The organism is Kordiimonas sediminis (assembly GCF_014656395.1).
Lineage (GTDB): Bacteria > Pseudomonadota > Alphaproteobacteria > Sphingomonadales > Kordiimonadaceae > Kordiimonas_A > Kordiimonas_A sediminis.
Genome location: NZ_BNCI01000002.1, coordinates 746875 through 771493, shown reverse-complemented (window position 1 = coordinate 771493; position 24619 = coordinate 746875). Strand labels below are relative to the sequence as shown.

Annotated in this window: 22 protein-coding genes; 7 read left to right on the top strand and 15 right to left on the bottom strand. The window is 47.5% G+C overall.

Annotation, left to right across the window (positions count from 1 at the left end; genetic code table 11):
• Window positions 1-12: 12 nt before the first annotated feature.
• From IE181_RS11150 to IE181_RS11125, 6 genes are read right to left on the bottom strand one after another with little or no spacing between them, the layout of a single operon-like run.
• On the bottom strand, window positions 13-471 hold the full coding sequence (locus IE181_RS11150; RefSeq protein ID WP_191252975.1) for a MaoC family dehydratase: 459 nt from the start codon (window positions 469-471) through the stop codon (window positions 13-15).
• 21 nt (window positions 472-492) lie between these two features.
• Window positions 493-1281 (bottom strand): SDR family oxidoreductase, encoded by a 789-nt coding sequence (locus IE181_RS11145; RefSeq protein WP_191252974.1) that lies wholly within the window; start codon window positions 1279-1281, stop codon window positions 493-495.
• Between the two features lie 4 nt (window positions 1282-1285).
• Complete coding sequence (locus IE181_RS11140; protein WP_191252973.1) at window positions 1286-2527, bottom strand: acyl-CoA dehydrogenase family protein; 1242 nt, start codon at window positions 2525-2527, stop codon at window positions 1286-1288.
• A 29-nt stretch (window positions 2528-2556) separates the two neighbouring features.
• Entirely contained in the window at window positions 2557-4275 is a 1719-nt protein-coding gene (locus IE181_RS11135) for a class I adenylate-forming enzyme family protein (RefSeq protein ID WP_191252970.1), read from the bottom strand.
• A 17-nt stretch (window positions 4276-4292) separates the two neighbouring features.
• Window positions 4293-5429 carry an acyl-CoA dehydrogenase family protein gene (locus IE181_RS11130; RefSeq protein WP_191252968.1) on the bottom strand — a complete coding sequence of 379 codons (1137 nt, stop codon included), beginning with the start codon at window positions 5427-5429 and terminating at the stop codon, window positions 4293-4295.
• Window positions 5430-5444: 15 nt separating this feature from the next.
• Window positions 5445-6614, bottom strand: a complete 1170-nt coding sequence (locus tag IE181_RS11125; RefSeq protein ID WP_191252966.1) for an acyl-CoA dehydrogenase family protein — start codon at window positions 6612-6614, stop codon at window positions 5445-5447.
• Window positions 6615-6859: 245 nt separating this feature from the next.
• On the opposite strand from IE181_RS11125, the gene IE181_RS11120 reads away from it, so the two are divergent.
• Both IE181_RS11120 and IE181_RS11115 read left to right on the top strand, forming a co-directional pair.
• Window positions 6860-8314: an MATE family efflux transporter gene (locus IE181_RS11120; RefSeq protein WP_191252963.1), complete on the top strand. Its 1455-nt coding sequence runs from the start codon at window positions 6860-6862 to the stop codon at window positions 8312-8314.
• Window positions 8315-8318: 4 nt separating this feature from the next.
• Window positions 8319-9182, top strand: a complete 864-nt coding sequence (locus IE181_RS11115; protein ID WP_191252961.1) for an acyl-CoA thioesterase — start codon at window positions 8319-8321, stop codon at window positions 9180-9182.
• 44 nt (window positions 9183-9226) lie between these two features.
• On the opposite strand, the gene IE181_RS11110 is transcribed toward IE181_RS11115, so the two are convergent.
• The 6 genes from IE181_RS11110 to pdxH form a co-directional block, all read right to left on the bottom strand.
• Window positions 9227-10306: a phosphotransferase family protein gene (locus IE181_RS11110; protein WP_373308376.1), complete on the bottom strand. Its 1080-nt coding sequence runs from the start codon at window positions 10304-10306 to the stop codon at window positions 9227-9229.
• A 6-nt stretch (window positions 10307-10312) separates the two neighbouring features.
• On the bottom strand, window positions 10313-11125 hold the full coding sequence (locus tag IE181_RS11105; protein WP_229819368.1) for an SDR family NAD(P)-dependent oxidoreductase: 813 nt from the start codon (window positions 11123-11125) through the stop codon (window positions 10313-10315).
• Window positions 11126-11137: 12 nt separating this feature from the next.
• Window positions 11138-11572 carry an acyl-CoA thioesterase gene (locus IE181_RS11100; RefSeq protein WP_229819366.1) on the bottom strand — a complete coding sequence of 145 codons (435 nt, stop codon included), beginning with the start codon at window positions 11570-11572 and terminating at the stop codon, window positions 11138-11140.
• A complete protein-coding gene (locus IE181_RS11095; protein WP_191252955.1) occupies window positions 11572-12723 on the bottom strand; it encodes an iron-containing alcohol dehydrogenase in 1152 nt (383 codons plus the stop codon). Before IE181_RS11095 ends, IE181_RS11100 begins: the two co-directional genes overlap by 1 nt.
• Window positions 12724-12733: 10 nt before the next feature.
• The gene (locus IE181_RS11090) at window positions 12734-14179 is read right to left on the bottom strand and encodes a coniferyl aldehyde dehydrogenase (RefSeq protein WP_229819364.1); all 1446 of its coding nucleotides are present in this window, start codon (window positions 14177-14179) and stop codon (window positions 12734-12736) included.
• A gap of 133 nt (window positions 14180-14312) precedes the next feature.
• Window positions 14313-14909: a pyridoxamine 5'-phosphate oxidase gene (gene pdxH / locus IE181_RS11085; protein ID WP_191252953.1), complete on the bottom strand. Its 597-nt coding sequence runs from the start codon at window positions 14907-14909 to the stop codon at window positions 14313-14315.
• A 128-nt stretch (window positions 14910-15037) separates the two neighbouring features.
• On the opposite strand from pdxH, the gene IE181_RS11080 reads away from it, so the two are divergent.
• The 5 genes from IE181_RS11080 (at window position 15038) to IE181_RS11060 (ending at window position 20529) form a co-directional block, all read left to right on the top strand.
• Complete coding sequence (locus IE181_RS11080) at window positions 15038-15997, top strand: DnaJ C-terminal domain-containing protein (RefSeq protein WP_191252951.1); 960 nt, start codon at window positions 15038-15040, stop codon at window positions 15995-15997.
• Window positions 15994-16866, top strand: coding sequence for a YihY/virulence factor BrkB family protein (locus IE181_RS11075; protein WP_191252949.1), 873 nt, complete (start codon window positions 15994-15996; stop codon window positions 16864-16866). The genes IE181_RS11080 and IE181_RS11075 overlap by 4 nt, the downstream gene beginning before the upstream one ends.
• A 98-nt stretch (window positions 16867-16964) precedes the next feature.
• A complete protein-coding gene (gene fabI, locus IE181_RS11070; protein WP_191252948.1) occupies window positions 16965-17777 on the top strand; it encodes an enoyl-ACP reductase FabI in 813 nt (270 codons plus the stop codon).
• An 11-nt stretch (window positions 17778-17788) separates the two neighbouring features.
• Complete coding sequence (gene aroC / locus IE181_RS11065) at window positions 17789-18862, top strand: chorismate synthase (protein ID WP_191252947.1); 1074 nt, start codon at window positions 17789-17791, stop codon at window positions 18860-18862.
• Window positions 18863-18963: 101 nt separating this feature from the next.
• The gene (locus tag IE181_RS11060) at window positions 18964-20529 is read left to right on the top strand and encodes a methyl-accepting chemotaxis protein (RefSeq protein WP_229819361.1); all 1566 of its coding nucleotides are present in this window, start codon (window positions 18964-18966) and stop codon (window positions 20527-20529) included.
• A gap of 29 nt (window positions 20530-20558) precedes the next feature.
• On the opposite strand, the gene rlmD is transcribed toward IE181_RS11060, so the two are convergent.
• The 3 genes from rlmD to dxs are packed head-to-tail and all read right to left on the bottom strand — an operon-like array spanning window position 20559 to window position 24522.
• On the bottom strand, window positions 20559-21839 hold the full coding sequence (rlmD, locus tag IE181_RS11055; RefSeq protein ID WP_191252943.1) for a 23S rRNA (uracil(1939)-C(5))-methyltransferase RlmD: 1281 nt from the start codon (window positions 21837-21839) through the stop codon (window positions 20559-20561).
• Window positions 21832-22587 (bottom strand): TlyA family RNA methyltransferase, encoded by a 756-nt coding sequence (locus IE181_RS11050; RefSeq protein ID WP_191252941.1) that lies wholly within the window; start codon window positions 22585-22587, stop codon window positions 21832-21834. Before IE181_RS11050 ends, rlmD begins: the two co-directional genes overlap by 8 nt.
• A gap of 15 nt (window positions 22588-22602) precedes the next feature.
• Window positions 22603-24522, bottom strand: a complete 1920-nt coding sequence (gene dxs, locus IE181_RS11045; RefSeq protein WP_191252938.1) for a 1-deoxy-D-xylulose-5-phosphate synthase — start codon at window positions 24520-24522, stop codon at window positions 22603-22605.
• Window positions 24523-24619: the final 97 nt, after the last annotated feature.

Here is a 24619-nt window from a genome sequence, read left to right as displayed (position 1 = left end):
GTTGAGTAGAAATTAAGCGACGAAGGCCAGGAATAGCCATTCAGCAATCAATGCCGGAGTATCCTCGCCTTCAATCTCAATTGTGAATTCATTTTTCATCAAAAACCGGTTACCAGGTTTTTCGGTCACTTCCTTCAATACCACACGGGCACGAATTCGACTGTCTACCTTGACAGGCGCAAGGAAACGGACCTTGTCCAGGCCGTAATTGACACCCATTTGGGTTCCTTCAATCCCGACACATGCCTCAAGAGAAAAATGACTAAGTAAGGACAGTGTCAGAAAGCCATGCGCAATTGTCGTACCGAATGGTGACTTTGCCGCAGCCTCAGGGTCAACGTGGATAAATTGGTTATCCAGCGTAACATCGGCAAAAACATTAATGCGTTCCTGATCAATGGTCAGCCATTCAGACACCCCGGTTTCCTTACCGACAAAGTTCTGTAATTGATCCTTTGTTACTGCTTTCATAAGTATTATCCTCTCTTATCTTTACGGATTTGCGGACATACCGCCATCAAGGGGCAAAATCGCACCCGTCACATAGGTTGAAGCCTTTGACGTTAAAAATAGCATCATACCTGTAATGTCATCTGACCTGCCGAACCGCCCGAGTGGGACAGCACTTTCCTGTTGCTTTCTCAGGGCGTCATTTTCTGCAACGAAAGCCATCATTCTGCTTTCAAATGGCCCTGGGGCGATTGCATTGACCAAAATATTCTGACTGGCAAGTTCACTGGAAAGCATCTTGGTAAGGTGGTGGACTGCAGCCTTGCTGGGCGCATAGCTATACGCCATATTTGACATAGGCCTCGTGCCCACTACTGAACCAATGTTGATTACTCTTGCCGGGTCTTCTTTATTGCCGGCCGTCTTTAACAGTGGCAAAAGCAACCGTGTCAGGTCTGCCACTGCAGTTACATTCAGCGTAAGAACCTGATCCCACTTATCTCGCGGGAAATCTTCTAACTTTGCCCCCCATGTCATACCGGAGTTATTCACCAGTATATCAAGGCGGTCTGTTTGCTTTTTGACGGCCTCTGCTAATGCTTCTGTACCAGCTGCCGTCAGCAGGTCAGCCTGCAATGGGATAACTTTTCCCGGCCCAATATCGTTGAGTGAAGCGGCCGTCTTAGCACATGCTTCTATTTTTCTCGAAGCTATAAACACCTTACATCCGGCACGGACCAGTGTTTCTGTGATCATCGCCCCAATGCCAGAGCCGCCCCCGGTTACAAGGGCGACTTTACCACTGATATCAAAAAGCGATACCTGGTCCATTCTATTATTTCTTCACAAAATTAGAACGATAAGACTTCAGCTCTTCCCGGGCGATAACCATCCGGTGCACTGCATCAGGTCCATCGGCAAAACGAAGCGTACGCTGTCCGGTGTACATGTGCGCAAGTGGCGTATCCTGACTAACCCCCAGACCGCCGTGCATTTGCATAGCTTCATCAATCACCTTAAGGCTCATACGCGGTGCAACTACCTTAATCTGCGAGATATAGGGCTGTGCAGCCTGTGTGCCGATCGTGTCCATCATATAAGCAGCCTTCAGACACAGCAAACGGGCCATTTCTATTTCGATCCGGCATTCAGCGATTATGTCGTAGTTTGCCCCAAGCTTTGCTAGGGGCCGCCCAAACGCCTCACGGCTTACAGATCGTTTACATAGCAGTTCCAATGCTTTTTCTGCCTGACCAATAGACCGCATACAGTGGTGAATACGGCCAGGTCCCAAACGCCCCTGTGCTACTTCAAAGCCACGACCACGGCCGAGAATCAGATTTTCTTTTGGAACGCGAACATCAGTGTAGCGTAAATGCATGTGGCCGTGCGGTGCATCGTCATTGCCAAAAACCTGCATTGGACGCAGCACTTCTACCCCTTTGGTGTCCATTGGGACCAGGATCATGCTGTGCTGACTATGACGGGAAGCATCCGGGTCAGTCTTGACCATGGTAATCAGTATCTTACAGCGTGCATCACCAGCGCCTGAAATCCAGATTTTCTCTCCGTTTAGAACCCACTCATCGCCCTCGAGAACTGCAGACATAGAAATATTGGTCGCATCAGAAGAAGCATGATCCGGTTCAGTCATGGAATAGGCAGAGCGAATTTCACCTGCAAGCAATGGCTCCAACCATTCTTTCTTCTGTGCTTCGGTACCGTATCTCGCCAATACTTCCATATTTCCCGTATCAGGCGCACTACAGTTAAAGACCTCAGACGCCAGATGGCTTCTACCCATCTCTTCGGCAAGGTAAGCATATTCTACGTTCGACAGACCGAAATCATCGTCATAGTCTGGCAGGAAAAAATTCCATAAATTCTGTTCCTTAGCCTTTTTCTTTAAACCTTCCAGAATCTCAGTCTGGCGCTTGGACTGCGTCCAGCGATCACCATCAGCACCAACCGCAGCATAATATTCAACATCCAGGTCACCAATTTCTTCGTCGATGAATTTTCTGATTCGATCTCTTAGTTCCTGACCACGTGGCGATAATCCCAAGTCCATTGACATGTTTCCGTTCTCCTAATTCTTGCTGCGGATTAAGACGCGGCAAATTTCTCTCTAAAACTTTGTTTGATATTTTTCCGGTCTAGTTTTCCAGAAGCGATTAGCGGCAACTCGTCTTCCTGCAACCAGATATGTTCTGGTACATTAAACGATGCTAGGTGCTTACTGACCTCATCTATGATTTGTTCACGCGTCAGTGATTTGGTAACAACAACTGCGCCGACCACCTCACCAAGACGCTCATCCGGCAGACCAAAAACCATTACATCGTCTACGCCGTCGATTGCATGAATAACGGCTTCGACTTCAAGTGTGCTGACGTTCTCGCCACCACGAATTATGATGTCTTTCAATCGGTCAACAATATAGAGGTACCCTTCATCATCAAGATACCCCACATCGCCTGTGTGGAACCAGCCATCCCGGAATGCAGTCTCTGTTGCTTCTGGGTTTTTCCAGTAGCCGATTACATTGACCATTCCTTTGATGCATATCTCGCCTCGTTCCCCGGTTTTTAGCGTGTTGCCGTCCTGATCTATGATCTTGAAGCTCATCAGTGGCGGTGTCGCCATACCTGTACTGGTGGGGCGCGCGGTATAGTCATCCCCGCTGATAACGGACCCTAGTGCGTTAGTTTCTGTCAGGCCGTACCCAAGTCCTGGACGAGATCCCTTGAACTTTTCCGTGATCATTTTGACATGTTCAGCGGGCCGTGCGGCACCGCCTGCCCCAAGATCAGTCAAAGTAGAAAGGTCATATTTTTCTGTAACAGGAGACGATGCCAATTCATACGACATGGTTGGCACACCAGTAATAGAACTGATTTTTTCCTGTTCAATTAGCTGACAGGCCCGTTCGACATCCCATTTGTGCATTATCACCAGTTTGCGGCCGATAATCGCGGACACCATCATCATCGGCAACAAGCCCGTTACATGGAAAAATGGAACACCCACAAGCATCGAGGGCTGAAAGTCATCTGGCACCGGATTTGCTGCGGTCATTTTTGTATAAATCGCAAGGCAAATCCATGTCATCAATACACCAATCACGGCCTGATGGTCTGAATAGGCTCCTTTGGGAAAGCCTGTTGACCCTGAGGTATAGAGCATATGCGCTACATCTTCCGGCCCCAATTCAACAGGCGGCCATGTCATCGGCTTTTTGCTGTCTAATAGCGCATCATTATAGTGCGTTACGAGGGAATGCCGCACATCAGCGTCACGTACAAGAATGGTAGGCAGCTTCATTTTTTCAATGACTTCACGACCACGTTCAAATCTGAAACCATCAGTGATCAGGAGTACTGCATCACTATCATTCAGTGCCCATTCCATCTCTTCTGACTGCCACCATGCATTCATCAGACAGGCCACACCCCCAGCACCGACAATTGCCATGTAAGCGATCACCCATTCGGGATAATTACGCATAGACAGGGCAACACGTTCCCCTTTTTTTAGTCCCATGTCATCGACAAGCACCTGAGCGAGACGCGCAGCTTTGTCTACGACCTGCTTGAAAGAGAAACGCTCTCCCTCATAAACCAGAAAGTCCTTGTCACCGTGGGTAAGCACGATCATCAAGGCGTCTCTAATGCTTTTTGGTTGATTTTTAAACGCGGTGTAAGTTGCACCGCGTATTTCTCTCTCCTCCAATTCAAACATTGGAGATGATTTAACAATCATCGCCATTACCTGATCAAAGGGTGTCCCTTCGGGAATAGCAGGTAGGTCAAGTGCATCCAGCATAATAAGCCTACCTTTCCTTAGTAACCTGACAATGAAGCAAAACGATCTGTATGATAGTTATAGCCGCCATACAGATTTTGCACTGCCCGGGCTCGCTTGATGAAGAAACCGATTTCAAATTCATCGGTCATACCTATACCCCCGTGCATCTGAATGGCTTCATTCGTCGCCAGTTCAGCAACTTTACAGGCCTTTGCTTTAGCAAGGCTTGCAAACCATGCCGGGTTGGTACCTGCATCCACGGCCTGCAGCGCTTTCAAAACAGCAGACCTGAGAATCTCCACCTCGCTATAGAGATGAGCTGCGCGGTGCTGCAACCCCTGAAAAGTCCCAATCAATGTGCCAAACTGCTTTCTTTCCTGCAAATATTGAACGGTACGGTCCAATACTTCCTGGGAAATACCCAACAGTTCAGCAGATAATACGCAGCGACCGACATCAAGGGCCTTGTCAAGCACAGGAAAAGCCTCGCCTACAGTACCAAGGACTGCATCCTCGCTAACAATTACATCTTCTAAGGTAACCTTACCCCAGTTGCGACTGTCAGCCATAACAGTTTGGTCAATGATCAGCCCAGACTGCCCTTTGTCAATGATGAAGAGACTAAGCCCCTCTGCATCCCCCTTTTCGCCTGCCGTTCGCGCTACGACAATGATCTTATCTGCGACATGGGCGTCAGGTACGAACGTTTTCATGCCGTTAAGCACGTAACTATCACTGGATTTAACTGCTTTCAGCGTCGTTGATGCAGGCCCGTGGTGTCCGGTCTCATCGACTGCTAGTGTTACAATCACTTCACCTGATGCTATTGCAGGCAGTATGGCTTCTTTCTGTGCCGTACTTCCTGCATGCTTAATTAAAGATGCACCAACAATCGCACTTGCAAAAAACGGCGATGCACTAAGGTTTTTGCCCATAGATTCAGCCACGATACCAGCACCAATGGCACCAAAATCAACACCGCCCTCGTCCTCTGACATAAGAAGACCTGCAAAACCCATCTCGGCCATTTCAGACCATAGTTCTTTGCTGTAGCCGGTCTCATCCCGGTCATCACGCAGTTTACGCAACTGAGAAACAGGTGCTTTCTCTGCGAAAAATCCATCAGCTGATTCTTTTAGAAGCTGCTGCTCTTCATTCAATACTAATGCCATGATCAATACTCCCCCTTATGACGGTAAATTCAGAATGCGCTTGGATATGATGTTCAACATCACTTCTGATGTTCCACCCTCAATGGAATTGGCCTTGGTCCGTAACCAGTGACGTGCCACCTCCCCATTATTGGAGAATTGACCTTCCCATTCCAATGCATCTGATCCCATTACCTTCAGGATCATTTCATGACGGTCTTTGTTAATTTCTGTGCCTGCATACTTCAGCATTGAAGAAAATGCTCCGAGACTTGCCCCAGCCTTTGCTTCATCTGTTGCACGTTCCATAGTGAACATGAATGCAGCAGCATCAATTTCGTGCCGCGCAACATCTGTCCTTAGTGCCTTATCTTCCATTTGCCCATCAGCAAGGCCAAGCTTTTCTTTGGCAATCACATTAAGCGGTGTTGGAACACCCTGATCACCAATCATGGCCCGTTCATGGGTCAACAGATATTTGGCAATCGTCCAACCTTTACCGCGCTCACCAACGATATTCTCTTTTGGCACTTTAACATTATCAAAAAATGTTTCGCAGAATGGTGAATTACCAGAAATCAACTTGATAGGCTTTGTTGAAACACCCTCAGTTTCCATATCGAACAACAAGAAGGAGATACCTTCATGTTTGCTTGCCTCGGGCTCAGTTCTGACAAGACAGAATATCCAGTCAGCCTGATCTGCATAGGATGTCCAGACTTTTTGGCCATTGACGAGGAAATGGTCGCCCTTATCTTCACCCTTTGTCGCCAGGCTGGCTAGATCAGACCCTGCATTCGGCTCTGAATACCCCTGACACCAACGAATTTCCCCCCGCGCAATGGGCGGCAAGTAATGCAGCTTCTGCTCATGCGTTCCAAACTCTAACAGAGCTGGGCCAAGCATCCAGATACCAAAGGATAGCAAAGGGGGACGCGCACCAATCCTACGCATTTCTGCAGCAAGAATCTTAGCCTCTTCTTTGCTTAATCCGCCACCACCATATTCTTTTGGCCATGATGGAACTGTCCATCCACGGGCAGCCATACGGTCCAGCCATACTTTCTGATCGTCACTTTGGAAAACATAATTACGTCCGCCCCAGCAAAAGTCCGTATCGCCTTTCATTGGCTTGCGCATTGCTTGCGGACAATTGTCCTCCAACCATGCACGGGTTTCTTGCCTAAAAGTATCTAAATCGCTCATCCCACTATCCCTTTTTAAAACGATAATTCTGCAACCCTCTTCCCCAAGGGCACCCAAATTTCAAATCTATCAATTTGACCTTAGAGTATGCATTTTTGACTCTTTAGTATTTTAATCTGAAATTTTCAAGTTATATTGCTCCTGAATTCGATAATTTTGATCGTGTAACGGAAATGCTTCACGGCCTCATCATCCGTGTGCACATCACCTGACAGCATGTCAGACTGGAAATATTTGTAAACTGTATGACAAAGACGCAAAATCTTCAAATCACCTACGCGTCAGTCTGGGAACTGGCTGGCCCCAACGTCATTAGTAATATTTTGATGGTGGCAGTTCCTTTTGCGCACTTATGGATTGTATCCCCGCTCGGTCCAGAAATCAGTGCTGCAGTAGTCGCAGGCGGGCGAATTAATTTTCTCTTGATGTCGGCTGTTATGGCTTTATCCGTTGCCACAACCGCACTTGTTGCACGGGCCTGGGGTGCAGAAAATGCAAAAGAAGCCTCATCGGCCATGTCCGCGTCTTTATGGATGACATTTTATCTTTCAATATTTCTTGCATTTCCGACGTATCTTACCGCTCCTTGGGTCGCCAGCATCTTTAATCTGGACCCGCACACAACCAAGGAAGCCATTGCCTATATACGGCCGCTTGCATTTGTAAATGGCATCTTTGCTTTTATTCTCAGCATTACAACGGCATTCCGAGCAATTGGTGACGTCATTCGTCCTATGAAATACACCGCACTGACTACTGTTCTTAGCATAGTTTTCTCCTATGCAGCCGTGCACGGTATATTGGTGCCAGAGTTAGGCGTAAGCGGTATTCCAATCGGCACCGGTGTGGGCCATCTATTCAGTCTGATACCGTATTTCTTTTTCATCTGGCGCAAGAAATACAAATTACACTTCACCACAGGTGCCTACAAAGACGGTCGTAACATTAGGCAGCTTATCAAAATTGGCATGCCTGCAGCGATTGAACAAGCTATTATCCAGACCAGCTTTATTGTGTTTTTAATGATTGTTAGTGATTTTGGCACTGCTGCCTTTGCAGCATACGGAATTGGTATAACGATCCTAAGTGTTTGCATAGTAGTCGGTCTTGGCATTGGCGCGGCAAGCAGCACCTTGACCGGGCAAGCACTAGGCGCAAAAAACTATATTGCAGCCTATTCAGCTGGCTGGAAATCAATGCGACTTGCAATATTCATCATGTCGGTTCTGGCACTGGGTATCTTTCTTATGAAAACACCGCTGGCTGCATTACTGTCCGCTGACAATGAAGTGCGAGACCTGACTGAGTTTTTCATCATCATTCTGGCGGTTATACAGCCTTTAATGGGGATTGAATTTGCAATTGGCGGTGCACTACGGGGCGCAGGAGACACCAAGTATCCTCTTTACGTAAGCCTGGCTGGGATACTGTTTGGCCGTTTGGCACTTGGTATTATTGTAATAGCCACCAACGGCACAGTCGAATTGTTATATAGTGTTATCATCGTAGATTACGCCATCAAGGCAGCGTTACTCGTACAGCGTTTTCGCGGCAATGCGTGGCTGCAAATTGGGGAAAAACATATCCCTGCTGCCGTGCAGTCTGAAGCGGGTGTCAGTAGAGAAGCAGTAAGATCTTATTATCGCGGACATTCCAGCAAATCGCAGAATGCCGATAAAACCAACCAGCAAGGAAAATAACATCATGGCAAATACATATAATCACCTTGCCAAACTGGCTATTGAAAAGCTGGATACCAATCTATTTCGAGGGCAACCCAATGACTGGCCCAACCGTCACGTCTTTGGCGGACATGTGGTTGCACAGGCCATTCTGGCTGCAACTGAGACAGTTGATGACCACTTCTACCTACATTCCCTGCATTGTTATTTTCTGCGCCCCGGCATTGCTGGTCAGGATTTGATATATGATGTTGATCCCATTAGAAATGGCCGTAGTTTCTGTACAAGACGCGTAAATGCCATTCAAAACGGTGAAGCCATATTCAGTATTTCTCTCAGCTTTCATATAAAAGAAGAAGGCCTGGTTCACCAACCTGTTATGCCAGTGGTAGCCCTGCCAGATGACCTGCTGGATGACGATATCTACTTCAACAAACTTCTCAGACCTAAAGACGGACCACCTATTGACAGAAAGTCCTTCTTTCCTTTTGAAACAAGAGCGTTAGAACATCTGGACATTGAAAATCCTGAACCGAAAAGCAGCTCCACAGGGTTCTGGTTCAAGCTTATTGAAACCCCTGACCAAACAGTAGCACTAAATGCCGCCTTGCTTGCCTATGTTTCAGATATGTCATTTCTGTCCAGCACGCTACGTCCGCACGGCTTAATACCACGTCACAAACGCCTGAAGAATGTCGCCAGTTTGGATCACAGCATCTGGCTGCATGAAACTGATTTTGATTTGACAGACTGGGTATTCTACCAAACTGATGGTGAATGGACTGGTAATGGGCGCGGACTTGCCAGGGGCCGGATATTCACGCACGACGGTAAGCATATTGCCTCCACCAGTCAGGAAGCGCTGATCAGGCTTTGTCAAGAATAAGGGGACTTTAAAGTCCCCTTATAACAGATTGGATTCATTTCATATTAAATATCTGACTTGTTGATCAGATCGCGGGCATGATTACCCAAAACATTCACAAAAGCTCCAAAGCCAGCAAAGGCTTTATTCTGTGATTGCCCGTGATAATACCGGTAATAGATTTGCTGAAGAATAGCCGCATTTCTGAATATACCATACACATGGTAATAGCTGAATTTGCTAAGGTCCAAGCCTGTTTTTTCCGCGTAGAAATCACAAATCTCCTCGCGCGTCATCATCCCGTCATCCAGACAAGGCTGCATCGTCGTGTTCAGCAGGAACTCAGGATCACCTTTTTGTGTCCAATACGCAAGTGTATTACCCAGATCCATTAATGGGTCCCCAAGCGCACTAATTTCCCAGTCCAATACAGCTGCTATCTCATGCGGGTTAGATTTGCACAATATAACATTATCCAGTCGGTAATCCCCGTGCAGAACCGAATGCCCTACTTCGGTTTCAGGCATTTTTTCCACCAGCCAGTCACGTACATCCTGAAAGTCTTCGACATCATCGGTCCTTGCGCGTTCAAACCGTCCGTTCCAGCCAGTAATCTGTCGTTCTACATAGCCTTCAGGTTTGCCAAAATCCCCAAGGCCTGCTGCCTTATAATCAACCGCATGCAGTTCAATCAATTTAGAGAAGAAATTCTCACAAAGTGTACGGTTATCAGATGCTGAAAACTGCAGAGAAGGCGGCATTGTTTTTTCAGGTTTATACCCATCTACAAGCTCCATCACATAACATTCGGCACCAAGCGGACTGTCCTCGTCACTTAGATAAAAATACGTGTCCGGCACAGCTGAAAAGGCATCTTTAAGGCCATTCATCACCTTGTATTCTCTGATCATCGAATGCCCGGACTTTGGTTTCGTGCCAAACGGTGGGCGTCTCAAAACAAAACGTTTGCTGCCATACTGTATTGCGTACGTAAGATTTGAATGCCCACTGGCAAACTGGCGAATTTCTGGATCGCCAGTAAGGCCGCTAATATGACTTTTCATCAAATCATCTATAAGGCCAACATCAAGCTCTTCCCCCGACCGTACATCGATGGTTTTGTTTAATTCATCTGACATTGTGATACTCCACTATATGGGACGGCCTGTTGCGTCCATAACGTTGCGCCGTAGCTTGCGCATTCCACCAACCCAGCGATCATGATTGGCTGCCTTATTTTGAAAATAACTTTCCACCTGTGCATGAGGACGGATCATGAACTGGCCATCCTTCATTGCCGCAACTGTTTTTTCTGCCAATTCTTCTGCGGGCATAATACCGTCAAGAGCAGCACTACTGCCTTCCGCACCTTCGGTCATCTTTGATACAACAGCCTGCGGGCATAAAACACCAACGTACAAATCATCACCGTGCGTAATAGCCACGCTTTCAGCCAGGCCAAGGGCCGCATGTTTTGTGGTGGAATATGCCGTATCTCCGATCTGACTTAGAAGACCTGCGGCGGACGCAGTAATCATAAAACCACAATTGCCGCGCTCGATCATATCAGGCAGCACCGCACGAAGTGCTAAAATGTGCGAAAATACATTAACTTCCCAAATTTTTTGCCACTGCTCATTTGTTTGGCTAATGGCAGTCCAGTCAGGAGCATCCGAAAAAGCAATACCAGCATTGGAGAAATAAAGGTCCACAGGCCCTGCCCAGGCAGTTACTCTGGCTACTACTGACTTCACTGAACCCTCATCCGTGACGTCTAGTTGAAAAGCCTTTGCCTGATCACCAATCGATTGGGCAACCAGCTCAGCGCCTGCGATATCAAGATCGACAACGGCAACCGCCTTAGCACCTTCTTGCGCAAATCTTTCTGCCAGGGCCTTTCCAATACCGCTTGCAGCACCTGTTACGATAATGGTTTTATCTTTTACTTCCATTGACTTAGCCACAAGACCTCCCCTTTAAATCGACATCTCCTCCAGAACATACCGAAGGGTCGAATCTATATTTACTGGTCTCCGTGTGGCCTTGTCTACATAAACATGAATAAAATAACCTTGGGCAGCCGGATCAGTATCGCCCTCTTTGAAAAGACCGATCTCATAGCGTACACTGGAATTACCAATATGCGACACTGCAACACCGGCAAGAACAATATCAGGAAATTCTAATGACTTCATATACTTGCAGGATGTTTCAACAACCAGGCCGATGGTCTGACCATGCAAGTAGTCCAATACGTCCTTTTCTATCAAATAGCCATTAACAGCAGTATCAAAGTAACTGTAGTAGGTGACGTTATTAACATGCCCGTAAGCATCATTGTCCATCCATCTGGTAGGTATGCGACGTATTATCGGATAGTCCGACAATAATCTTGTGTCTGTTTCCACCATTACCATGCCGCCTCATATATTCTCCGGGCATCTTCCAGAGTAACTTCACGTGGATTGTTGATGAGCAGTCGTTCCTGATTCATGGCATCAGTTGCCAGCATTTCTATATCCTGTGCCTTAATTCCAACATCACGTAGGCGCTGCTCTATACCTGTGGCAGCAGACAGGTCAGCAAGCCATGTTGCGAAAGCATCTGCCCTGCCCGCCTGCGTGGATGCTTCCAGGCCAACTTCATGTGCAAGCTCCGCATAATATATTTCAGCTGACGGCATGTTGAAAGACAGTACATGTGTCAAAACCAGTGAGTTCGATAAACCGTGCGCTACATGAAAATGCCCTCCTATTGGATAGGCAAGAGCATGAACTGCGGCAACAGGGGCATTGGCAAAAGCACTACCAGCAAGCATAGCCCCAATAAGCAAATCCCGACGCCCTTTCAGGTTTGAACCGTCTTCACATACATCAAGAAGCGCGCAGCCAATCATGCGAAGCGCCTTAACCGCCAAGGCATCAGATAAAGGATTTTTCTTATGTTTGCTTGTATAGGCTTCAATCGCGTGCACCATGGCATCTATTGCTGTTGCTGCTGTTGCTGCGCGCGGCAACCCTAATGTTAAGGTGGCATCAAGAAGCGCCAGATCACAGTACAGTGCCGGGTCTGACACGCCCATTTTGGTTGTTTCACCAGTTGTAACAATTGATATGGGGGTAACTTCTGATCCTGTACCAGAGGTCGTTGGAACTTGCATCAAAGGTAGCCTGCCCCCTTGGATATTTCCTATGCCGTATATATCCCCAAGATGTTGATTACTATTGGTAAGAACAGCTACCAGCTTGGCCACATCCATTGAACTGCCACCACCAAAACCAATGATACAGTCTGCTTTGATTGTCTTAGCCACATCAACAGCAGCCAAAACGGTTGTATCTGGCGGGTCAGCCACAACATCATCAAAGATCGCGACCTTGTAGCCTGCCTGATCAAGACTGTTTAATGCAGGGTTTAGAATACCCAGACTGCGCAACATCTTATCAGTAACCAGCAGTACTGATTTGCCTGCGGTTATCATCTGCACATAGGTTGCAATACTGCCTGACGCCCCGTCTTCACAAAGTACTTTCGGAACGCTTTGAAAGCTAAAACCTGTCATGACCACTCCTCTAAAGTTGGCGGTTCACTGTCTTTCTTAGCTTATCAGTATACGGAGGAACAGCACCGATAATATTGGAAATATTTATTTTTGAATGTCGCACTATGGATTTTTGATGGGAAAATTCCAGAAAACCATCGTACCCATGGTATTTACCAATACCGCTATTACCGACACCGCCAAACGGTAGATTATCATGTCCACCATGATACAAGCAGTCATTCACAGTAACACCGCCAGAGGTCGTACGTGTCAGAACGCGGTTTTCTTCAGCCTTATCATCACCAAAGTAATATAGGGCAAGCGGACGTTCTCTATCGTTGACATAATCAATCACTTCATCAATCGCCTTGTAGGTGCGAACTGGAAGTATGGGGCCAAAGATTTCCTCCTGCATGATTTTCATATCATCTGTGGCACCCAGGACTAGTGCTGGTGGTATTTTGTTGGTTTTATTCTGTCCCTTAAAGTCCTCTTGCGCGGGATTGATGATCCGTACGTCCGCCCCTTTTGCGCGGGCATCTTCCAGATATCCTTCAATACGCTCCCGGTGCCGGGATGTAATGATAGAGGTATATTGTTCGTTATCCAAAAGAGTTGGGTACATTTGACTAACACGTTTTTCGAATTGGTCCGCAAATTCGTGTTGCCGGCCTTCATCAATATTCAGATAGTCCGGCGCCAGACATATTTGACCTGCATTCAGCGTTTTAAAAGTCCCTACTCTTTCTGCGACCATAGCCAAATCAGCACTGCGTCCAACAACAACAGGACTTTTACCGCCAAGCTCAAGTGTTACTGGCACTAGGTTTTCACTGGCTGCACGCATGATAAGTTTGCCGACCACTGGCGCCCCGGTGAACATTAGGTGATCCCACGGCTGGCTTGCAAACGCCTGAGACGTTTCAACCCCACCATTCATGACAGTGATTTCGGTTTCATCAAAATATTTGGCGAATACTTCTTTGAAAAAGGCAGAAGTGCGAGGCGTCCACTCAGAAGGTTTTATGATCACCCTATTGCCTGCAGCCAACATTTGTGCAAGCGGTACATACACCATGGTAAGCGGAAAGTTCCACGGCGTGATGAGGCCAATAACACCCTTGGGCTGCGGAACCACCTGAGCCTTTGCACCTAAAAGCCCCAACGGAAACATTAAAGAGCGTTTGGACGGCTTCATCCATTTGTCGACATGTTTCAGTGCATCCTTAATCGCACCAACACTTGCACCCACATCTGTAAAAAAGCCGGCATCATTTGATCGGTTGCCAAAATCTTCGCTAATAAGATCAAGGAATTCATCCTTGTTATCCATCAAGCTTGCCAGAGCGCGTTTAAGACGGTCCTTACGAACCTCTGAGGTGACAAAGCCTTCCTTCAAATAGCTAGTCCGTTGTTTGTCCAGTGCCGCCTTAATCTCATTTGCTGTCGCACCTGACATTTGCATTCCGTCCATGATCTTTCCCCGATTCAAGATACCACGAATTGTGGCCCCATTCCTTAGTCCACAATAAACGTAATTTACTGGACTAACAAGTATGAATAATAACTACACCCCGTTCAAGTGTCATTAAAAACGGGAGCATTTCTTATGGGTAGAGAGTGGAAACAGACCATCCACCATCCTTTTGATCATACTGAAGTCTTTCATGTAGTCGAAATTTTTTGTCGGTCCAGAATTCAAATCGTTTGGGCTGTATTCTAAAACCTGACCAAAAGTCCGGGCGCGGTATGTCGCCAATTCCAAATTCTGCTGTGAATTTGGCTATCTTTGCTTCAAACTCAAATCGTTCAGCCATTGGGGTCGATTGCTTCGATGCCCAAGCACCGATACGGCTAGTACGCGGTCGCTGCTGAAAATACTCATCTGCCTCGGCTTCTGTAACAGGTGTTACAACCCCTTCTGCCCTTACCTGTCGCCTTAGAGATTTCCAGTGAAAAAGAATAGATGCTTTCGGGTTTTCTATTAATTCCTTAGCCTTTCGGCTACCAAGATTTGTATAAAATACAAAACCGTTTTCATCATATCCTTTCATTAGGACCATACGCAGACTGGGGAAACCGTCAGACGTGGAAGTAGCAAGTGCCATGCCGGTTGGATCATTTAACTCACTTTTCTCTGCTTCTTTCAACCACTCGCCAAATCTGGTGTAGGGCTCTGCGTGGGGAACTAATTTCTCAGTCATAAAACTCTCATTATCTGTATTTGACAAAAAATTGGATTGATAGGCATTCAATATTGTATGCTGTTGCAAGTCCACTATATACTGAAAATTCAATAGCAATTGATGTGTTCAGGGTATAAATAAACTTTATGCGAGACCTATACAGCATTTTAGACGTTCCCAAGTCTGCCTCTGAAGCCGATGTAAAAAAGGCTTATCGGCAACTTGCGAAGAAGTATCATCCAGATACGAACCGTAATGACGCCCGGATCGCAGAAAAGTTTAAAGAGGTTTCTGCGGCCTATCATATCCTTGGCGACAAGACACTACGCGGTAAATATGATCGTGGTGAAATTGACGAGAATGGCAACGAGCGTGCGACGTTTGCTGGTGCACAGGGTTTTGGCTCACAAGGGTTTCGTTCACATACTTCAAGGCGTGGCGGACAAGCTCGTGGATTTAGTGATTTTGACTTTGGCGATGCTGAAGACATATTTGCTGACTTTTTCCGTCATACTGGCGGCGCTGGTTCCCAGAGAAATACACGCAGCGGTCAGCGTTCTGGTACTCCGAACCACAAAGGCCTAGACATCACTTACTCCATGACGATTGGTTTTGAGGAATCAATCACAGGTGGGAAGCGTCGCTTAACGCTGAATGATGGACGCAGTATTGATATAAAAATTCCAGAAGGCATCCATGAGGGTCAGGTAATCAGATTATCTGGACAGGGTGGCCCAGGTCTTGGTGGCGGTAACAAAGGCGATGCACTTGTTGAAATTCACGTCGCTGACCACCCCTACTATCGTCGAGATGGTCTGGATATACTGCTGGATTTACCAATCAGCATTGATGAGGCTGTCCTCGGGGGGGATATTGAAATTCCCACACCGCGAGGACGACTGACCATCCGCATACCCAAAGGCTCATCAACCGGAAAAAGACTTCGCCTGAAAGGCAAAGGCGTTAAAAAAGGTGACAAGCAGGGAAATATCTTCGTCACGCTTAAAGTCACCCTGCCTGCAGAAAGAGATCCTGACCTGGAACAGGCGATTAAAGACTGGGGCAAGCGCCAAGGAGCTGACATCAGGAAAAAATCAGGCTTATGAAAAGCCTGAGAAGACATGCCAGCGTCTGGAAAACTGCCTTTGTTCAGTTTATTGTAAATGACGGCATGACAGCCGCTGGCAATATGGCTTTTCTGGCGATGCTTTCTCTATTCCCTTTTATAATTTTTCTTGTCGCAATTTCCGGAACACTTGGCCAAACAGAAACCGGTATTGAAGCAATAAACTTCATGATGAGCGTATTGCCGCCAGAGGTAGGCACTGTCCTGCAGGGGCCAATAAACGGCATTATCAAATCCACGGGTGCGGAAATACTGACAGGCTCCATTCTGTTTGCGATATGGACAGCCGCAAATGGTGTTGAATGTGCTCGGGGCGTTCTTCTAAAAGCCTTTGGATGGGAACATGCCCATGCAATTTGGATCAGACGTCTCGAAAGTCTGGCGGTCGTTATATTCGGCGCCATAACCATCATTATTGCCATGTCTATTCTGATTATAGGACCGGCTTTATTCAAGGCAGCAACAAACCTTTTCCCCGATGCTATGACAGACGGCATTTCGGGCTTATGGCACTACATAAACTTCATGCTCAGTCCCGCTGTCCTTCTACTTGGACTGTACGGAATATTTCTCGCCCTTACACCAAGATCTGTTAACAACCCAAGCAGACTTCCGGGAACACTCCTGACCCTGACCATATTATTTGTCGCGGCCAAAGGTCTGTCGTTTTATTTATCTTATGCAGATAATTACGACGTAACCTACGGATCCCTTGCCGGTGTTGTAATCACGCAGATTTTTTGTTTTGTCGTAAGCATGGGGTTTGTGCTTGGCGCTGAACTGAATGCAGCTTATTCCAAATCCCGGCAGGAACAAAAATCTGTGGAAACAAAAAGCATACCAGCGTAAAAATACTTAAAAGCATGGTCCGCATTGACGCATAAGTCCGATTGTGTAGGATGCGCGACCACTATAAGGGACATAACCCGATCAGGAAGGATACGAATATGACTGGGCTAATGGCAGGTAAAAAAGGTCTTATCATGGGCGTTGCTAACAACCGCTCAATGGCTTGGGGCATTGCCCAAAAATGCGCCGAACAGGGCGCTGAACTGGCCTTCACATATCAGGGTGACGCTCTGGAAAAACGTGTTCGTCCGCTGGCTAAATCTCTTGGCTCTACAATGATAGAGGAATGCGATGTTTCAGACGGGGCGTCCATTGACCGGGTATTCAAAACGCTTGAAGATGCATGGGGCGAAGTGGATTTCGTTGTTCATGCCATTGGGTATTCTGACAAAAGTGAACTGACGGGCCGCTTTGTTGATACATCTGTAGACAACTTTCTGATGACGATGAATATCTCCGCCTACAGCTTCGTTGCCGTGGCACAGCGCGCAGAAAAACTGATGAAAAATGGCGGTAGTCTCTTGACCCTCACATACTACGGTGCAGAAAAAGTGGTACCCCACTACAATGTTATGGGGGTTGCCAAAGCTGCACTCGAAGCAAGCACTCGTTATATGGCGCGGGACTTGGGTGAAAAGAACATTCGTGTGAATGCCATTTCCGCTGGGCCAATGAAAACACTGGCAGCAAGCGGCGTTGGTGACTTCAGAATGCTCCTGAAATATAACGAGAGAAATGCCCCGCTGAAACGAAACATCACCATGGATGACGTTGCTGGTGCTGGTCTCTATATGCTCTCTGATCTGTCATCTGGCGTGACAGGCGAAGTACATTTCGTTGATGGCGGTTTCAACACCACTTGCATGCCTACCGATGAAGAATCGATGCATCATTTACTGAACAATATTTAAGCTGGTCTCTTATGTCGTATAATACTTTTGGAAAACTGTTTCGCTTCACAACATGGGGGGAAAGCCATGGCCCAGCACTTGGCTGTACCCTTGATGGTGTACCACCTGGTATTGATCTGTCGGAAGCGGACATTCAAAAGTATCTGGACGAACGCAAACCTGGCCAATCAAAATACACGACACAACGACAGGAACCTGACCAAGTAAAAATTCTGTCTGGCGTTTTTGAGGGCAAGACAACGGGAACACCAATCCAGCTAATGATCGAAAACGTCGATCAACGGTCCAAAGACTATGGCGATATCGTTGAAAGATATCGCCCCGGCCATGCTGACTACACATATATTGCCAAATACGGCATACGTGATCACAGAGGCGGTGGCCGTTCTAGCGCACGTGAAACCGCCGCCCGTGTTGCAGCCGGTGCCGTTGCACGCAAGGTTCTCGGCCAGACCATTACAATCCAGGCAGCCATGGTCCAGATGGGACATACCAAAATTGACTATAGCCGTTTTGACTGGGCTGAAACACGGCAAAACCCTTTCTTCTGTCCTGACGCGGAAACTGCACAGGTTTGGGCAACTGAGCTTGATCAGATCCGCAAAAGTGGGAGTTCCATTGGAGCCGTTGTGGAAGTCGTAGCCGATGGCGTCCCAGCGGGATGGGGCGCGCCTGTATATTCAAAGCTGGATTCTGATTTAGCAGCAGCCCTGATGTCCATTAACGCAGCCAAAGGTGTTGAAATCGGCGCAGGAATGCTTGCAGCCACACTGACCGGTGAGAAAAACGCTGATGAAATGCGTCCCGGCACAGACGGCAATCCTGAATTTCTATCTAACAATGCTGGCGGTATACTTGGCGGCATATCCAGTGGCCAGCCCATTGTGGCCAGATTTGCAATAAAACCAACAAGTTCAATACTGACTCCGCGCAAGTCAATTGACCGTCAAGGCAACCCTGTCGACGTTATGACCAAGGGACGTCATGACCCCTGTGTTGGCATCAGGGCAGTGCCCGTCGCAGAAGCCATGATGGCTGCAGTTCTGGCGGATCATATGCTGTTGCATCGTGCGCAGTGCGGTTAAGCATATTTTTACAAAAAACTTAACAAATACTGTGCCTTGTTAAGAATGCTGTAACTAATAGTTGTCAGATTATTCCCGCTAAATACGGGAGATCAGACGCAATGGACGACCAAATCCAATCAGCAGATTTACATTCAATCAGACTGAATATTAAAAAACTGTGCCTACTGTTCATTTGGGCACATATCCCTGCTGGAATAGTGCACGGTTTATACACCGGATTTGAACAGATGTGGCTGGCTGTCGGCTTCATAGCCTTACTGGCCATTGCTGGCACAGTAATCGCCAAATCAACGCTCCCTCTCAGAAACCAGAGTTATGCTTTATCCGTTATTATGATTGGTGTCGCTGCCAGTCTCGTCTGGATATATCAAGGGCATCCATGGCAGGCAGATGTCCACCTGTATTTCTTTACCATCATTGCCCTGCTTGCGGCCTTTGCCTCCTGGCAGACAATTCTGACAGCTACAATCACTCTTATTCTGTATCATGTTGCAACGCTTGTTGCATGGCCAACCCTGTCAATGCCTGCCGAAAGCGAAATCCTGCGTTCAGGTTTTCACTTACTTGCACTTCTTGTCGAGGCTGCTGGCCTGATGTGGGTCACAAAACAAATTGAACAAGCATTTGACGCATCAGCCAAGTCACATAGCGAAGCTACTGCCGCCTTGTCTGATGCCACAGTGGCCAAGGAAGAAGCGAATACAGCAGCGCATCAAGCACAAGAAGCGTTGAAAGCAACAAAGGCTGCAGAAGAAGAAGCACGCCAACTTCGCGAAGCACAAGAAGCGAATGCTCTGGCTCAAAAACAGCGCGAAGAAACCATGCGCAAAGAGCTAGCTGCATCGTTTGAACAAAGTGTACAGGGTTCTGTTGATAGTGTCGCAGAGATGGCTCAAACACTGATCGAAGCGGCACGTCAAATGCAAGTGATGGCTGACACTAGCAATCGTGCGGCAGGTTCTATCGAAGCCGCAGCGCAAAATGCTTCTGATCGCGTCTCCTCTGTTGCGGGTGCCACGTCTGAACTATCGGCCTCAATAACTGAAATTGCACAACAGGTTGAACAAAACCGCAGCATAACAACGCAGGCTGTTGATGAAACCCAGCTTATCTCGAAACGTGTTGCAACCTTAAACGAACGGTCAAAAGAGATTGAATCCGTTCTGACTTTCATTTCTGAAATTTCCGAACAGACAAATCTGCTGGCACTGAATGCAACCATTGAAGCTGCTCGTGCCGGCGAAGCAGGTAAAGGGTTTGCTGTTGTAGCGAACGAAGTGAAGAATCTTGCTAATCAATCTGGACAGGCTGCTATTGAAATTCAGGAAAAAACCCGTGCGATGCAGGATGCAACCGATGAGGCGGTAACCTCTGCGCAGGGCATTGCCACTATCATTGAAAGCATCAATGCAAACTCTGGCACTATCGCGGCTGCCGTTGAGGAACAGGACGTTACTACACGCGATATCGTCCATAATATTGATGATGCGTCACGCAGTACCCATGAAGCAGCGTCAGAAATCCACGGCGTTGCCAACACTGCACAAAAAACCGAAGAAGCAGCGGTGAATCTTTTACAAACAGCAGAAACTCTTGATCAACTTGCGAAGTCACTTGATCAGCAAACAAAAGGCTTCCTGCGTAGCATGGCTGGGGACGCATAGTCGTCCCCTCTTATCTGATTATAAGATGATTATGTGTCAGACTGTTCTTTTTTGAAGACACCGACCAATTCGACATGCGGCGACCACAGAAATTGATCAACTGGTAGAACAGAGATCAACTCATATCCTCCATCAGCAAGTATTCGCGCATCACGGCTAAATGTATTTGGGTTACAGGAAACCCCTACTACCGTAGGAACCGAGCTTCTTGCTATTTGTTCAACCTGATCTTTTGCCCCTGCCCTGGGCGGGTCAAAAATAATCGCATCAAATCCTGCTAGTTCCTCTGCCAGTAATGGACGACGGAATAAGTCCCGATGTCGTGTGACAATTTGTTTAATGTCAGACGCATAATTCGCCCCTTTTCTCAAAGCATCAAGCGCACCCTTAGACCCCTCAACGGCAAGCACCTGAGCGATCTTTGCCGCAGGAAACGTAAAAGTTCCGATACCACAAAAAAGATCAATCACGCGCCGTGAGTTTCCCAAAGCTGCAGTGACTTCACTAATTAAGGCGTTCTCACCACATCCAGTTGCCTGAATAAAAGAAGCGGGCGGCAACGGCACAGAAACGCCCGAATACCGCATCGTGGGCTCACGGCGAATAATAACTGGATCCAGAAAACCTTCATCCTTCCAATTTAGCGCAGCGAGATCATTTTCTGTGGCGAAAGTAACGAGCAGTTCCCTGTCGTCCAACGTCAACGCATAGGGTGCTTCGACAAGCATATCAACACCGGTTGCAGTCGCTGTTAAATGAACTGTCGCATTAATACGGGTAGTAAATATCCTTGAAAGGACAGATTTGATTTGTGGGAACAGTGATGTGATCACTGGCTCAGTAACCGGGCATTCTTCCAGATCAACCAACTGGTGGCTTTGCTTAGAAGCAAAGCCCAGAATAAGTTTGTTACCTGTTTTTAGTGCCTTTAATGCTATTCGACGCCGTGTTGCAGGAGAACTAATAAACGGGTCTTTCACAAGGTTTGCTGGAAACCCATGATGTGCAAGGGCTGCTACTGTGCGGCCTTTAACCCAGCTTTTGTATGAAGTATCACCAATATATTGTAGTTGACAGCCACCACACTTCTTAAAATGCCTGCATTTAGGCTCAATCCTATCATGCGCAGGCGTGTCCAATGACGTCACCCGGCCTGTCCAGCCGTTCCTGCGCTTTTCAAGGATATCAACAGTCACTGCATCACCGGGCATTGCACCGGGTACAAATACCTGTGTACCATCCTCTAGCACACCGACACCATCTCCCTGAGCTCCAAAATCAGTGATTGTTAGTTGGTAAGTCTCAGTCACTGACTTTTACTCCATATAGCAGGAATTCTACATTACCTTCCGGGCCTTTGATCGGGCTCTCTGTAATGCCCTTGGCTTCCCAATCCGGAAGAGCGTTCAGCCAATCTGTCATGTCTTCACAAACCTGCCGGTGCAATTCAGGGTCACGCACTACACCGCCTTTGCCCACATTATCCTTACCCACTTCAAACTGTGGCTTGATAAGAGCAATCATTTGTGCACCGGGTTTGGCAAGTGCCATAGAAGCAGGAAGAACTGTTCGAAGAGAAATGAAGCTGGCATCGCAGACTATCAAGTCAGGGGCATCGGGTATTTCTTCCTGCGTTAAATATCGTGCGTTTGTTTTCTCAAGGACAATAACGCGAGCGTCTTCCCGGAGCTTCCAGGCAAGTTGCCCACGCCCGACATCTACTGCATAGACCTTAGCAGCGCCATTAGCCAAAGATACGTCAGTAAATCCGCCTGTCGAAGCGCCGACATCAATAACAATCTTGTCACGAGCGTCTACCTGAAAATGATTTAACCCCTTTTCAAGTTTGAGACCTCCGCGAGATACCCAAGGGTGATCCTTGCCGCGAACTTCCAGTGGCTGATCTTCCTTGATTTGTTGACCAGACTTAAGAATTTTCTCTTCTGCTGTGAAGACAACACCCGCCATTATAAGGGCCTGCGCCTTGGCTCGGCTTTCGACAAGCCCTCTGTCTACCAAGGCAACATCAACACGGGTTTTCTTTGACTTTGATGGCATGGCTGCCTCTTCTAATCAGGCAGATGCAGACTGACCTACGTCATTCTTTCCAAGCGCTTTCAGGATCGCTGCCACAATCCCTGCCGCATCCAGCCCAGCAGCTGCATACATATCATCAGGATTACCATGATCCTGAAATGTATCAGGCAATTTTAGGGTCCGCACCTTCAGTGGCCCATCCAGAATGCCGTCATCGGCTAGATAATCAAGTACATGCGCACCAAAGCCACCTATTGACCCTTCTTCAATAGATAAAAGAAGATCATGACTAACTGCGAGGTCTCGGATAAGCGCATCATCTATTGGTTTTGCGAAACGGGCATCAGCGACAGTGACGGACAAGCCGCGAGATTCAAGATCGTCAGCAGCTTTCAGTGCTTCCTGCAAGCGAGCCCCCAGAGACAAGATAGCAACCTTTGACCCCTTGCGAATTATCCGGCCTTTACCAATTTCCAGAACTGTACCTTCGTCTGGCAATTCACAACCAACGCCAGCCCCGCGCGGGTAACGCACGGCAGACGGTTTATCATCAATACTGGCAGCCGTAGCGATCATATGCTTCAGGTCAGCTTCATCAGCCGCAGCCATAACCACCATATTCGGCAAGCTGGCCAAATAGGTTACATCAAAGCTACCGGCGTGGGTTGGTCCATCCGCACCAACAAGACCTGCACGGTCAATCGCAAACCTAACAGGCAGGTTCTGTATCGCAACGTCATGTACTATTTGGTCATATGCCCGCTGCAGAAAGGTCGAATAAATCGCGACAAACGGCTTGTATCCATCGGTCGCAAGCCCTGCTGCGAAAGTAACCGCGTGCTGTTCTGCGATGCCAACATCAAACGTACGGTCCGGGAATGCTTTTTCAAATTTGTCCAAGCCAGTGCCTGACGGCATAGCCGCTGTAATGGCAAGAATTTTTTCGTCTTTGCCTGCCTGCTTGATCAATTCATCAGCAAAGACTTCTGTGTAGGATGGTGCAGCAGGTTTTGACTTCTGACGTTCTTTCGTGACCAGATCAAACTTTGGCACTGCATGATATTTTTCACCGTGCGGCTCTTCGAAGGGGTGGCCGCGGCCTTTCTCTGTCACAACATGTACAAGAATTGGCCCATCCTGCGCATCACGAACATTCTCAAGAATTGGCAGCATATGATCCATGTTATGACCATCAATTGGACCAACATAATAAAAACCGAGCTCGTCAAATAATGTGCCGCCTGTCGCGATGCCGCGAGCATATTCTTCGGCCCGGCGCGCGGTATTTGCGAGCGATCGTGGTAGTTTGGAAATTAGCTTTTTGCCAATATCACGCAAGCTCAGGAATTGATGGCTACTCAGAATCTTTGCCAGATAGGCGCTCATAGCACCTACCGCAGGGGCAATAGACATATCATTATCATTTAGGATTACGACCAATCTGTTGCCTGCCTGTTCGGCGTTATTCATTGCCTCATAAGCCATACCCGCACTCATGGCCCCGTCACCAATTACTGCGATGGCTTTATCAGGCCGGTCAGACATTTTACTGGCGACCGCCATACCAAGCGCCGCACTAATGGAGGTGGAGGAATGCCCTGCTCCAAACGGGTCATACTCACTTTCACTTCGTTTGGTGAAGGGTGACAAACCGCCTTGTTGCCGAATTGTACGAATTTCTTCACGGCGTCCCGTAATGATTTTATGGGGATACGCCTGATGTCCAACATCCCAGATAAGCTTGTCCTGCGGGGTGTTAAAGACATAGTGTAGTGCGACTGTAAGTTCGACGACACCAAGACCCGCACCAAAATGCCCACCTGTCACACTGACAGCACTGATCATTTCCTGACGCAGCTCTTCTGCCAATGCAGAAAGATCCCCGCGCTTGAAAGCACGCAGGTCAGCGGGCGTTTTGACTTGATCAAGTAGAGGTGTATCTGGACGAATGCTCACGACGTATTTCCAACCTAGTATTTTCTTACGGGCGTCTTTAGCAGCCTATGCACTAAAGTGCAAAATAAACCGACCCTACAAAATAGCCATGCAAGAC

What these genes read in the sequence shown, in the direction of transcription:
- IE181_RS11125 (WP_191252966.1), bottom strand. Translation starts at nt 6,614, where the DNA reads ATGAGCGATTTAGATACTTTTAGGCAAGAAACCCGTGCATGGTTGGAG.
- IE181_RS11120 (WP_191252963.1), top strand. Translation starts at nt 6,860, where the DNA reads ATGACAAAGACGCAAAATCTTCAAATCACCTACGCGTCAGTCTGGGAA.
- IE181_RS11050 (WP_191252941.1), bottom strand. Translation starts at nt 22,587, where the DNA reads ATGCCATCAAAGTCAAAGAAAACCCGTGTTGATGTTGCCTTGGTAGAC.
- IE181_RS11075 (WP_191252949.1), top strand. Translation starts at nt 15,994, where the DNA reads ATGAAAAGCCTGAGAAGACATGCCAGCGTCTGGAAAACTGCCTTTGTT.
- IE181_RS11060 (WP_229819361.1), top strand. Translation starts at nt 18,964, where the DNA reads ATGGACGACCAAATCCAATCAGCAGATTTACATTCAATCAGACTGAAT.
- aroC (WP_191252947.1), top strand. Translation starts at nt 17,789, where the DNA reads ATGTCGTATAATACTTTTGGAAAACTGTTTCGCTTCACAACATGGGGG.
- IE181_RS11090 (WP_229819364.1), bottom strand. Translation starts at nt 14,179, where the DNA reads ATGGACGGAATGCAAATGTCAGGTGCGACAGCAAATGAGATTAAGGCG.
- IE181_RS11080 (WP_191252951.1), top strand. Translation starts at nt 15,038, where the DNA reads ATGCGAGACCTATACAGCATTTTAGACGTTCCCAAGTCTGCCTCTGAA.
- IE181_RS11095 (WP_191252955.1), bottom strand. Translation starts at nt 12,723, where the DNA reads ATGACAGGTTTTAGCTTTCAAAGCGTTCCGAAAGTACTTTGTGAAGAC.
- IE181_RS11135 (WP_191252970.1), bottom strand. Translation starts at nt 4,275, where the DNA reads ATGCTGGATGCACTTGACCTACCTGCTATTCCCGAAGGGACACCCTTT.
- IE181_RS11145 (WP_191252974.1), bottom strand. Translation starts at nt 1,281, where the DNA reads ATGGACCAGGTATCGCTTTTTGATATCAGTGGTAAAGTCGCCCTTGTA.
- IE181_RS11100 (WP_229819366.1), bottom strand. Translation starts at nt 11,572, where the DNA reads ATGGTGGAAACAGACACAAGATTATTGTCGGACTATCCGATAATACGT.
- fabI (WP_191252948.1), top strand. Translation starts at nt 16,965, where the DNA reads ATGACTGGGCTAATGGCAGGTAAAAAAGGTCTTATCATGGGCGTTGCT.
- IE181_RS11130 (WP_191252968.1), bottom strand. Translation starts at nt 5,429, where the DNA reads ATGGCATTAGTATTGAATGAAGAGCAGCAGCTTCTAAAAGAATCAGCT.
- IE181_RS11115 (WP_191252961.1), top strand. Translation starts at nt 8,319, where the DNA reads ATGGCAAATACATATAATCACCTTGCCAAACTGGCTATTGAAAAGCTG.
- IE181_RS11150 (WP_191252975.1), bottom strand. Translation starts at nt 471, where the DNA reads ATGAAAGCAGTAACAAAGGATCAATTACAGAACTTTGTCGGTAAGGAA.
- pdxH (WP_191252953.1), bottom strand. Translation starts at nt 14,909, where the DNA reads ATGACTGAGAAATTAGTTCCCCACGCAGAGCCCTACACCAGATTTGGC.
- IE181_RS11140 (WP_191252973.1), bottom strand. Translation starts at nt 2,527, where the DNA reads ATGTCAATGGACTTGGGATTATCGCCACGTGGTCAGGAACTAAGAGAT.